Annotated in this window: 4 protein-coding genes, 2 tRNA genes and 3 rRNA genes; 8 read left to right on the forward strand and 1 reads right to left on the reverse strand. The window is 58.9% G+C overall.

From position 1 onward, the window contains the following. Window positions 1-80: 80 nt before the first annotated feature. From WJ542_RS05870 to rrf, 6 genes are all read left to right on the forward strand, one after another. The gene (locus tag WJ542_RS05870) at window positions 81-857 is read left to right on the forward strand and encodes an enoyl-CoA hydratase (protein WP_411188394.1); all 777 of its coding nucleotides are present in this window, start codon (window positions 81-83) and stop codon (window positions 855-857) included. Between the two features lie 488 nt (window positions 858-1,345). Then, window positions 1,346-2,876, forward strand: a 16S ribosomal RNA gene (locus WJ542_RS05875). Window positions 2,877-2,942: 66 nt separating this feature from the next. Beyond that, window positions 2,943-3,019: transfer RNA gene (locus tag WJ542_RS05880), tRNA-Ile, on the forward strand. Window positions 3,020-3,056: 37 nt separating this feature from the next. Further along, window positions 3,057-3,132, forward strand: a tRNA-Ala gene (locus tag WJ542_RS05885). Between the two features lie 300 nt (window positions 3,133-3,432). Next, window positions 3,433-6,313: ribosomal RNA gene (locus WJ542_RS05890) — 23S ribosomal RNA — on the forward strand. Window positions 6,314-6,469: 156 nt separating this feature from the next. Beyond that, a 5S ribosomal RNA gene (rrf, locus tag WJ542_RS05895) occupies window positions 6,470-6,583 on the forward strand. The 16S, 23S and 5S rRNA genes sit together here with 2 tRNA genes alongside, the layout of an rRNA operon. A 154-nt stretch (window positions 6,584-6,737) precedes the next feature. Here the strand turns inward: rrf and WJ542_RS05900 are convergent. Then, complete coding sequence (locus tag WJ542_RS05900) at window positions 6,738-7,931, reverse strand: M20 aminoacylase family protein (protein WP_411190487.1); 1,194 nt, start codon at window positions 7,929-7,931, stop codon at window positions 6,738-6,740. A 258-nt stretch (window positions 7,932-8,189) separates the two neighbouring features. On the opposite strand from WJ542_RS05900, the gene WJ542_RS05905 reads away from it, so the two are divergent. Together WJ542_RS05905 and WJ542_RS05910 are read left to right on the forward strand one after the other, a co-directional pair. After that, on the forward strand, window positions 8,190-10,268 hold the full coding sequence (locus WJ542_RS05905; RefSeq protein ID WP_411188395.1) for a molybdopterin-containing oxidoreductase family protein: 2,079 nt from the start codon (window positions 8,190-8,192) through the stop codon (window positions 10,266-10,268). Between the two features lie 175 nt (window positions 10,269-10,443). After that, window positions 10,444-12,117 carry a long-chain fatty acid--CoA ligase gene (locus WJ542_RS05910; protein WP_411188396.1) on the forward strand — a complete coding sequence of 558 codons (1,674 nt, stop codon included), beginning with the start codon at window positions 10,444-10,446 and terminating at the stop codon, window positions 12,115-12,117. The last annotated feature ends 374 nt before the right edge of the window (window positions 12,118-12,491 follow it).

Here is a 12,491-nt window from a genome sequence, read left to right on the forward strand (position 1 = left end):
TTGGTTGGCAAATGTTAGCATTAGTCAAAGTTTGGCGTGAAAGTTTTTTTGGGGACTTTTCTTAGAGGTAAGGAGGATGTATGGGGTACGAGAACATTCTGGTCGAGACACGCGGCAAAGTTGGCCTGATTACGCTTAACCGGCCGAAGGCGCTCAACGCGTTGAACGATGCCCTGATGGACGAGCTTGGCACGGCGCTGAAGGCATTCGACGCGGATGAGGGCATCGGCGTGATCGTCATCACGGGCAGCGAAAAAGCGTTCGCAGCCGGCGCCGATATCGGCATGATGGCGAGCTACACCTTCATGGACGTCTATAAGGGCGACTACATCACGCGGAACTGGGAGACGATCCGCACGATCCGCAAGCCGATCATTGCTGCGGTCGCCGGCTTTGCGCTGGGCGGCGGCTGCGAACTGGCGATGATGTGCGACATCATCTTTGCGGCGGATACGGCGAAGTTCGGCCAGCCGGAGATCAAGCTTGGTGTGATCCCCGGGGCGGGCGGAACGCAGCGCCTGCCGCGCGCGGTTTCGAAGGCGAAGGCAATGGATCTGTGTCTGACCGCCCGGATGATGGATGCCGCCGAGGCTGAGCGTGCCGGCCTTGTCTCACGCGTGATTCCGGCTGCCGATTTGCTGAGCGAGGCGATTGCGGCGGCGGCCACGATCAGCGAATACTCGCTGCCAGCGGTGATGATGGCGAAGGAGTCGGTGAACCGCGCCTACGAAACTACGTTGGCGGAGGGGGTGCACTTCGAGCGCCGCATGTTCCATTCGCTCTTTGCGACAGAGGATCAAAAAGAGGGGATGGCCGCGTTCATGGAGAAGCGCAAGCCGGCCTTCAAGAACAAGTGACGCCGGTGGGCCTGTCGCTGCGAGTTGGCGGCAGGCAAAATTTTTCTCGTATCCCCTTGCGTGATGCTGCGGAGGGGCGGTAGGATTCGCCCCCTTCGCAGTTCAGATGTACGGGCAGCGGGGCCGCCGGAGGGAAACGGGCGGCGGTGGAGTTGACAGCTTTCAAGCGGAAGCGCAAAAAAGGTGTTGACGAAGCGAAAGAGACGCTTCATAATCTCGTTTCTCTGCTGCAGACGCAGCGACGCAGGAAGAAGCCGGCAGTTGATGAGTTTTAGCGGCGTTTTTGCGAACGATCTTTAAAAATTTACAGCCGACAGGTGTGGGCGCTTGATGCGGTGGGCGGGCCGGTGGATTCTTCGGAGTCTGTCGGAAAGCACAAGTATCAAGAGTCTCACACCAAAGTAAGTCAGGTTTTTGAATTTATTCAGAACCTGTCAGCTTTGAGTGAGCGACCTGTTCCGAGAGGGACAGAAAACAGTAACAGGTTTGAACTGAAGAGTTTGATCCTGGCTCAGATTGAACGCTGGCGGCATGCCTTACACATGCAAGTCGAACGGCAGCGCGGGAGCAATCCTGGCGGCGAGTGGCGAACGGGTGAGTAATACATCGGAACGTGTCCTGGAGTGGGGGATAGCCCGGCGAAAGCCGGATTAATACCGCATACGCTCTGAGGAGGAAAGCGGGGGATCTTCGGACCTCGCGCTCAAGGGGCGGCCGATGGCAGATTAGGTAGTTGGTGGGGTAAAGGCCTACCAAGCCGACGATCTGTAGCTGGTCTGAGAGGACGACCAGCCACACTGGGACTGAGACACGGCCCAGACTCCTACGGGAGGCAGCAGTGGGGAATTTTGGACAATGGGGGCAACCCTGATCCAGCAATGCCGCGTGTGTGAAGAAGGCCTTCGGGTTGTAAAGCACTTTTGTCCGGGAAGAAATCCTCTTCGATAATACCGGGGGGGGATGACGGTACCGGAAGAATAAGCACCGGCTAACTACGTGCCAGCAGCCGCGGTAATACGTAGGGTGCGAGCGTTAATCGGAATTACTGGGCGTAAAGCGTGCGCAGGCGGTGATGTAAGACCGATGTGAAATCCCCGGGCTTAACCTGGGAACTGCATTGGTGACTGCATCGCTGGAGTATGGCAGAGGGGGGTAGAATTCCACGTGTAGCAGTGAAATGCGTAGAGATGTGGAGGAATACCGATGGCGAAGGCAGCCCCCTGGGCCAATACTGACGCTCATGCACGAAAGCGTGGGGAGCAAACAGGATTAGATACCCTGGTAGTCCACGCCCTAAACGATGTCAACTGGTTGTCGGGCCTTCATTGGCTTGGTAACGTAGCTAACGCGTGAAGTTGACCGCCTGGGGAGTACGGTCGCAAGATTAAAACTCAAAGGAATTGACGGGGACCCGCACAAGCGGTGGATGATGTGGATTAATTCGATGCAACGCGAAAAACCTTACCTACCCTTGACATGGATGGAAGTCTGCCGAGAGGTGGATGTGCCCGAAAGGGAGCCATCACACAGGTGCTGCATGGCTGTCGTCAGCTCGTGTCGTGAGATGTTGGGTTAAGTCCCGCAACGAGCGCAACCCTTGTCCCCAGTTGCTACGCAAGAGCACTCCGGGGAGACTGCCGGTGACAAACCGGAGGAAGGTGGGGATGACGTCAAGTCCTCATGGCCCTTATGGGTAGGGCTTCACACGTCATACAATGGTCGGAACAGAGGGTTGCCAAGCCGCGAGGTGGAGCCAATCCCAGAAAACCGATCGTAGTCCGGATCGCAGTCTGCAACTCGACTGCGTGAAGCTGGAATCGCTAGTAATCGCGGATCAGCATGCCGCGGTGAATACGTTCCCGGGTCTTGTACACACCGCCCGTCACACCATGGGAGTGGGTTTTGCCAGAAGTGGCTAGTCTAACCGCAAGGAGGACGGTCACCACGGCAGGATTCATGACTGGGGTGAAGTCGTAACAAGGTAGCCGTATCGGAAGGTGCGGCTGGATCACCTCCTTTCCAGAGCTTTCTGCTCACTGCGTGTTAAGCGCTCACACTTGTCGGCTGTAGAAAAGACAGACTCAGGGGTCTGTAGCTCAGTCGGTTAGAGCACCGTCTTGATAAGGCGGGGGTCGATGGTTCGAATCCATCCAGACCCACCACTGTCTGTGGACGGGCAGATCCCTTGAGAATGTGACTGGGGGATTAGCTCAGCTGGGAGAGCACCTGCTTTGCAAGCAGGGGGTCGTCGGTTCGATCCCGTCATCCTCCACCAATCCTTAATGCCTAGTGTCCGGTTTGAACACAAACCGGGTATTACGCATTGGCGATTGAGCCAGTCAGAGCGGTACGTAAAGTATCGGCTGTCGTTCTTTAACAATCAGGAAGAAGTAGTAAAGAGATTCATCTGAACGCGTCTAGAGATGGGCGTCAGTAAGTGAATCAGGGTTGTGATTGTATCGAAGTATTTTTTAAGTGATCGAAAGATTGCTTTGGAATACGGCACAACGCGAAAACTCAGCCTGTAGCGAGTGAGTCCGGACGTGGCAACACGAAAGAGACACACCCGTTATAGGGTCAAGCGAACAAGTGCATGTGGTGGATGCCTTGGCGATCACAGGCGATGAAGGACGCGGTAGCCTGCGAAAAGCCCCGGGGAGCTGGCAAACAAGCTTTGATCCGGGGATGTCCGAATGGGGAAACCCACTCCGTATGGAGTATCCGTAGCTGAATCCATAGGCTACGTGAAGCGAACGCGGCGAACTGAAACATCTAAGTAGCCGCAGGAAAAGAAATCAACCGAGATTCCCAGAGTAGTGGCGAGCGAAATGGGATCAGCCTGTACTCTTTATCTGAACTGTTAGCCAAACACTCTGGAAAGTGTGGCCATAGCGGGTGATAGCCCCGTAGGCGAAAACAGATTGGAAGAACTGGGTGTACGACAAGTAGGGCGGGACACGTGAAATCCTGTCTGAAGATGGGGGGACCATCCTCCAAGGCTAAATACTCGTGATCGACCGATAGTGAACCAGTACCGTGAGGGAAAGGCGAAAAGAACCCCGGGAGGGGAGTGAAACAGATCCTGAAACCGCATGCATACAAACAGTCGGAGCCTCGCAAGGGGTGACGGCGTACCTTTTGTATAATGGGTCAGCGACTTACATTCAGTGGCGAGCTTAACCGGATAGGGCAGGCGTAGCGAAAGCGAGTCCGAACAGGGCGATTAGTCGCTGGGTGTAGACCCGAAACCAGGTGATCTATCCATGGCCAGGTTGAAGGCACGGTAACACGTGCTGGAGGACCGAACCCACTAACGTTGAAAAGTTAGGGGATGAGCTGTGGATAGGGGTGAAAGGCTAAACAAACCTGGAAATAGCTGGTTCTCTCCGAAAACTATTTAGGTAGTGCCTCGTGTCTCACCTTCGGGGGTAGAGCACTGTCATGGTTGAAGGGTCCATTGCGGATTACTTCGCCATAGCAAACTCCGAATACCGAAGAGTGCAATCACGGGAGACAGACATCGGGTGCTAACGTCCGGTGTCAAGAGGGAAACAACCCAGACCGCCAGCTAAGGTCCCCAAATATGGCTAAGTGGGAAACGAAGTGGGAAGGCTAAAACAGTCAGGAGGTTGGCTTAGAAGCAGCCACCCTTTAAAGAAAGCGTAATAGCTCACTGATCGAGTCGTCCTGCGCGGAAGATGTAACGGGGCTAAGCCATATACCGAAGCTGCGGATGCACATTTATGTGCATGGTAGGAGAGCGTTCTGTAAGCCTGCGAAGGTGCACCGGAAGGTGTGCTGGAGGTATCAGAAGTGCGAATGCTGACATGAGTAGCGATAAAGGGGGTGAAAGGCCCCCTCGCCGTAAGCCCAAGGTTTCCTACGCAACGTTCATCGGCGTAGGGTGAGTCGGCCCCTAAGGCGAGGCAGAAATGCGTAGCTGATGGGAAGCAGGTCAATATTCCTGCACCGGCGTGAAATGCGATGGGGGGACGGATCGCGGAAGGTTGTCCGGGTGTTGGAAGTCCCGGTCGCTGCATTGGAGAAGGCGCTTTGGCAAATCCGGGCGCAGGATTCAAGGGTGTGGCGCGAGCTTCTTCGGAAGCGAAGCAACTGGAAGGGGTTCCAGGAAAAGCCTCTAAGCTTCAGTTTCACGTTGACCGTACCGCAAACCGACACAGGTGGGCGAGATGAGTATTCTAAGGCGCTTGAGAGAACTCGGGAGAAGGAACTCGGCAAATTGGTACCGTAACTTCGGGATAAGGTACGCCCTGGTAGCTTGACCGGCCTGCGCCGGAAGGGTGAAGGGGTTGCAATAAACTGGTGGCTGCGACTGTTTAATAAAAACACAGCACTCTGCAAACACGAAAGTGGACGTATAGGGTGTGACGCCTGCCCGGTGCCGGAAGATTAAATGATGGGGTGCAAGCTCTTGATTGAAGTCCCGGTAAACGGCGGCCGTAACTATAACGGTCCTAAGGTAGCGAAATTCCTTGTCGGGTAAGTTCCGACCTGCACGAATGGCGTAACGATGGCCACACTGTCTCCTCCCGAGACTCAGCGAAGTTGAAGTGTTTGTGATGATGCAATCTCCCCGCGGCTAGACGGAAAGACCCCATGAACCTTTACTGCAGCTTTGCATTGGACTTTGAACCGGTTTGTGTAGGATAGGTGGGAGGCTGTGAAGCGGGAACGCCAGTTCTCGTGGAGCCGTCCTTGAAATACCACCCTGATCTGTTTGAGGTTCTAACCCTGGTCCGTGAATCCGGATCGGGGACAGTGCATGGCAGGCAGTTTGACTGGGGCGGTCTCCTCCCAAAGGGTAACGGAGGAGTACGAAGGTACGCTAGGTACGGTCGGAAATCGTGCTGATAGTGCAATGGCATAAGCGTGCTTGACTGTGAGACTGACAAGTCGAACAGGTGCGAAAGCAGGTCATAGTGATCCGGTGGTTCTGTATGGAAGGGCCATCGCTCAACGGATAAAAGGTACTCTGGGGATAACAGGCTGATACCGCCCAAGAGTTCATATCGACGGCGGTGTTTGGCACCTCGATGTCGGCTCATCTCATCCTGGGGCTGTAGCCGGTCCCAAGGGTATGGCTGTTCGCCATTTAAAGAGGTACGTGAGCTGGGTTTAAAACGTCGTGAGACAGTTTGGTCCCTATCTGCCGTGGGCGCTGGAAGTTTGAGGGGGCCTGCTCCTAGTACGAGAGGACCGGAGTGGACGAACCTCTGGTGTACCGGTTGTCACGCCAGTGGCATTGCCGGGTAGCTATGTTCGGAAGAGATAACCGCTGAAAGCATCTAAGCGGGAAACTCGCCTCAAGATGAGACTTCCCCGGAGCTTCGAGCTCCTTGAAGGGTCGTTCGAGACCAGGACGTTGATAGGTCAGGTGTGGAAGCGCAGTAATGCGTTAAGCTAACTGATACTAATTGCCCGTAAGGCTTGATCCTATAACAGGTGTGCCTCGCTCCCGACGTGGAGTGAAGTGCGCACAGGTTGAGAGATCGGTGTTGTGCCACAAACAACACAACCCCAACAAGAAACCTCTTTACGCTTCTTCCCGACTGGCTGTGGCGCAGGAAACTGCGACGCAGCAACCCGTCATGCCTGATGACCATAGCGAGCTGGTCCCACCCCTTCCCATCCCGAACAGGACCGTGAAACAGCTCCACGCCGATGATAGTGCGGATTGCCCGTGTGAAAGTAGGTAATCGTCAGGCTCCTCATGCTGTAACCCGGAACCCCGGCCTCTCCCACAGAGCGCCGGGGTTTCGGCGTTTACGCACTCCACTCGCCGGACCCCGGCAGCCCGCGCAAATCCCGCGCACAAAAAACCGTCCCGAAGGACGGCTTTTAGCCCGACCGTCTCCCGCTCTACTGTCTGGCAAAAAATTTCGTCGCCAGTTGCACCCAGTACGACGAGCCAACCGGCAACAACTGGTCGTTGAAGTCGTAGCTCGCGTTATGCAGCATACAAGGCCCCGCACCGTGGCCGGCCTCGCGATGGCCACCGTCGCCATTTCCGAGAAACGCATAGCAGCCCGGCTTCTCGATCAGCATGAACGAAAAGTCTTCGGCGCCCATCGTCGGCTCGATATTCGCGTCCACGCAGTCATCGCCTACCAGCTCGCGCATGACCTCCGCCGCGAATTGAGCTTCGGCACGGCTGTTTACCGTTGGTGGATAGTTGCGCAAGAATGAGATTTCGACCGAACAGTCGTACGCATCCGCGGTGCTTTCCGCGATTTTGCGCAAGCGTGATTCGATGAGATCCAGTGTCTCCGTAGTGAACGTGCGGACCGTCCCCGCAATCCACGCTTCGTTCGGCACCACGTTCACCGCATCGCCGGCATGAATCTGCGTGATCGACAGCACGGCTGTGTCCAGGGGCTTTTTGTTGCGCGTGATGATGCTCTGCAGCCCATTTGCGATCTGCACGGCCGTGAAAACCGGATCGCGTCCGTTGTGTGGCAGTGCAGCATGTGAACCTACGCCCGTGATCACGATCCGGAATTCGTTGCTTGACGCCATGATCGGCCCTTCGGTCACGCCGAAGTACCCCGCCGGCATGCCAGGCCAGTTGTGAATGCCGAACACGGCGTCGACGGGAAAGCGTTCGAACAGGCCATCCTGGATCATGGCCTTCGCGCCGGCACCGCCTTCTTCCGCTGGCTGAAAAATGAACACGATCGTTCCGTCGAACTGGCCGTGCCTCGCCAGGTATTGCGCCGCGCCAAGCAGCATCGCGGTATGGCCGTCATGGCCGCATGCATGCATTTTTCCTTCGTTGCGCGAGCGGTGTTCGAAGGTATTGAGTTCCTGAACTGGCAGCGCGTCCATGTCGGCGCGCAGACCAATCGACCGGGAGCCGTTGCCGCGTTTGAGGATCCCAACCACGCCGGTCTTGCCCAGTCCCCGATGCACTTCGATGCCCCACTCGGCGAGCTTCGATGCAACGAGCTCCGAGGTGTGGGTTTCTTCGTAACGCAGTTCGGGATGGGCGTGGATCGTTCGTCGGAGGGTCTGGATTTCGCCTTGGGCGGACTGGATTTCAGGAATCAGTTTCATGGCGGACGGGTTGTAGCAGGTGAGCACCCGGAATCGAGCGGGGCCTGGGCAACCCATTCTACGCCCAACCTTTTTTTTCGCGCCAACCGGCCGGGGTCTCTCCCAGGACGTGGGGCCGGACATACTAAAATCGCGAGAACGCTTTGCGTGGGACCGGATCGGTGTAACAAGGGCGAACGCCCTGACTACAGCCGACAAGTGCTGGCGCCAACTTCGCTCCGGTTCGACAGAAACGACGCCTCGCCCGATGGATGACCCATGAACGCCTCAGCTGAATTTGCCCGTGCGGTCTGCCCCCACGATTGCCCCGATACCTGCGCGATGCGCGTGACCGTAGAGCACGGCCGGGCGGTCAAGGTGACGGGCGATCCCGATCATCCGCCGACGCAGGGCGTACTTTGCACAAAGGTGAGCCGTTACGCGGAACGCGTTCACCATCCGAAGCGTTTGACGCAGCCGATGAAGCGCGTGGGCCGCAAAGGCGAAGGGCGGTTTGAGCCCATCAGTTGGGATGAAGCATGCGCAATCGCCGCAGATCGCCTTGGCGAAATCGCACGGCGCTCGCCCGAAGCGATCGTCCCCTATAGCTACGCCGGCACGATGGGCCTCGTACAGGGCGACAGTATTTCGCAACGCTTCTTTCACAAGCTCGGTGCGTCGCGGCTGGACAGAACGATCTGTGCAGCAGCCGGTGCGGCGGGCCTGCGCTACACGTATGGCTCCGGCATCGGCATGCATACGGAGTTCTTCGCCGAAAGCGAGGTGATCCTGATCTGGGGCGCGAATCCGGTCGCGTCGAATCTGCATTTCTGGACGCGCGCCCAGGAAGCGAAGCGCAATGGCGCCACGCTGATCGCCATCGACCCGTACCGGTCGCTGACCGCCGAAAAGTGCCACCAGCACATCGCATTGAAGCCCGGCACCGACGGTGCGCTCGCGCTCGGCATGATGCACGTCCTGATCACAGAAGACCGGCTCGACCATGACTATCTTGCCTCGCACACGCATGGGTACGACGCGCTCAAGGCACGCGCACTCACCTACACGCCGGCGCGCGTGGCAAGGATCTGCGGAATCGACGAGCAGGCGATCGTCGACCTTGCGCGTCTCTACGGCTCGACGCGCAAGGCGGCGATCCGCATGAACTACGGTCTGCAGCGCGTGCGCGGCGGCGGCAACGCGGTGCGCGCGATCGCGTGCCTGCCGGCGCTGAGCGGCGCCTGGCGGGAACGCGCGGGGGGCGCGCTACTGTCGTCGTCGGGGTGGGCCAATGTCGATGCCAACGCGCTGCAGCGCCCGGACCTGATCCCGGGCTGGCCGAAAGCGCTGCCGCGCGTGATCAACATGAACCAGATCGGCGATGCGCTCACGCATGCGGGCGATGTCGCGTTGGGTCCGAAGGTGGAGGCGATCGTCGTCTACAACTCGAACCCGGTGGCGGTCGCCCCCGATTCGGGCAAGGTCGCGGCGGGTTTCGCGCGCGAAGACCTCTTCACGATCGTGCTGGAGCAGTTCCAGACCGACACCGCCGATTACGCCGATCTGCTGTTGCCCGCGACGACGCAGCTCGAACACCTCGATGTCCATAAGTCCTATGGCCATACGCACGTCATGGCGAATCTGCCCGCCATCGCGCCGGTGGGCGAGGCGCGTCCGAATACGGAAATCTTCCGCATGATCGCCCGCAGGATGGGGCTGACCGAACCGGCCCTCTTCGAGAGCGACGACGAAGTGGCGGCCAGGGCGTTTCATTGGGACGACCCGGCGTTCGGGGGTATCGATTGGGCCGCGCTGAAGTCGAACGGCTGGGCAAAGCTTCAGATTGCCGATGCGCCGTTCGCGAACGGCGGCTTTCGCACGCCCTCGGGCAAGTGCGAGTTCTACAGCGAGGCGCTCGCTAAAGCGGGGCTCGATCCGCTGCCGGACTATCTGCCGCCCTACGAATCGGCGGATGGCGCGCCTGAACTGGCTGCCCGCTATCCGCTCGCGATGATATCGCCGCCGGCGCGCAACTTCCTGAACAGTACCTTCGTCAATGTCGAGAGTCTGCGCGCGACGGAAGGCGAGCCGCACGTCGACCTGAATCCTGTCGATGCCGCCCGCCGCGGCATCGAGAACGACGACGAAGTGCGCGTCTTCAACGACCGCGGCGCCCTGCGCGCGCGGGCACGCGTGAGCGAGCGTGCGCGAGAGGGCCTTGTGGTCGGTCTGTCGATCTGGTGGAAGAAGCTCGCCCCCGACGGCCGCAACGCCAACGAGGTGACGAGCCAGGCGCTGACCGACCTCGGCGGATCCGCCACGTTTTATGACTGCCTCGTGGAAGTCGAGCGAGCCTGAGGCTCCCCGGTGGACGACTGGCGCATGCCGCGTCGGCTTGCGCACCGCACTGGATGCGCGGCCGGCGTTCGAAGGGCTTCTCTAACTCGCTGATCCAGCGGCTTAAAGCCCGGAGCGCCATGCTACGATCCACGTTTTAGCACGATCATTCGAAAATTAACGGAGGAGACGCCGCATGGAAAAAATCTGGCTGAAATCGTATCCCCCCGGCGTTCCAGCAGAGATCGACGCGGGGCGCTACGCGTCCATCACGGCGCTGCTCGAAGAGAGCTTCAGCACGTTCCGGACGAAGCCGGCCTTTGCGTGCATGGGTAAGTCGATCACCTACGGCGAGCTCGACGATCTTTCTCGCCGGCTCGCGGCCTGGTTCCAGTCGCGCGGCATCGTGCCCGGGTCGCGCATCGCGATCATGATGCCGAACGTGCTGCAATATCCCGTCGCGCTCGCGGCAATTCTGCGCGCGGGCTATGTGGTCGTGAACGTAAACCCGCTTTACACGCCGCGCGAACTCGAACATCAGCTCAAGGACAGCGGCGCCGAGGCGATTGTCATTCTCGAGAATTTCGCCGCCACGCTGGACACGGTTATCGCGAATACGGCGGTCAAGCACGTCGTGGTCGCGTCGATGGGCGATCTGCTTGGCGCGAAGGGCTGTCTCGTCAATTTCGTCGTCCGGCGCGTGAAGAAGATGGTGCCGGCGTGGACGCTGCCGGGCCACGTCAGCTTCAACGGCGCCCTTGCCGCCGGCGCGCGCGCGAGCTTCAGGCCCGTCGAGCAGACGCCCGACGACATCGCGTTCCTCCAGTACACGGGCGGCACGACGGGCGTTTCCAAGGGCGCGACGCTGCTGCATCGCAATCTGATCGCGAACGTGCTGCAGTCCGCCGCCTGGACCGAGCCGGCGCTTTCGAAGCTGCCGGCCGACCAGCAGGCGGTGACGGTCGCGGCGCTGCCGCTCTACCACGTGTTCGCGCTGACCGTGTGCGGGCTCCTCGCGATCCGAACCGGCGGTCTCGCGGTCCTGATTCCGAATCCGCGCGACATCGCGGGCATGATCAAGGCGCTGCAAGGCTATTCGATCACGACGTTTCCGGCGGTCAACACGCTCTACAACGCGATGCTCAATCACCCCGATTTCGGCAAGCTCGACTTTTCGAAGCTGCTCGTGGCCAACGGCGGCGGCATGGCGGTCCAGGAAGCGGTGGCGAAACGCTGGTACGAAAGGACGCATGCGCCCATCATCGAGGGCTATGGGCTCTCGGAAACGTCGCCTAGCGTGACCTGCAATCCGACCACGGCGACCGAGTACACGGGGACCATCGGCTTGCCGCTGCCCTCGACCGAAATTTCGATTCGCGACGACGAAGGCAAGGAGCTGGCGATCGGCGAACCGGGCGAGATCTGCATCCGCGGCCCGCAGGTGATGGCGGGCTACTGGAACCGGCCCGACGAGACCGCGAAGGTCATGACGGCGGACGGCTTCTTCAAGTCGGGCGACGTAGGCGTGATGAACACGCGCGGTTATGTGAAGCTCGTCGACCGCAAGAAGGACATGATCCTCGTGTCGGGTTTCAACGTCTATCCGAATGAGGTCGAGGACGTGGTGGCGAAGCTGCCGGGCGTATTCGAGGTGGCCGCGGTGGGTGTGCCCGACCCGCATTCCGGCGAGGCGGTGAAGCTCTTTATCGTGAAAAAGGATCCGGCGCTGACCGACAAGGACGTTTTCGATTACTGCAAGTCGCAGCTTACGGGCTACAAACGGCCGAAGATCGTCGAGTTTCGTAACGAACTGCCGAAGAGCAATGTCGGCAAAATTCTGCGGCGCGAGTTGCGCGACGGCCGCGCCTGAGCGGCGCGCGCCGCGGCGAGCTTGCCGTGCGACATGGCCTGCCCGTGAGGGCAGGCCATTTTCTTTGGTGCACGCGGCAAAGAAAAAGGCGCCCGCAGGCGCCTTCGAGGATGAAACGGCTGTTCTTCTTCGAACTGGTAGCAGATGACCAAGCCTCGCCGCGCAGCGTCGCGAGAAGTCCTGCGTAATGTCAGACGCAAGTCTATGTCAAAAAGCCGCGATTCAAAGCATCGCTAAGTACCTGTTTCGTTTACACAACATGGAATAGAATATGAGGTTAGCAATCAGCGGTGCTGCTGATTGACAGTAATTCGTAAGATCAAGTAATGGCGAAAGACGACCGACGCTCGCCTTCCGCTCGCGTATCGAAAGGG

The organism is Paraburkholderia yinzeri, assembly GCF_046581065.1.
GTDB lineage: Bacteria > Pseudomonadota > Gammaproteobacteria > Burkholderiales > Burkholderiaceae > Paraburkholderia.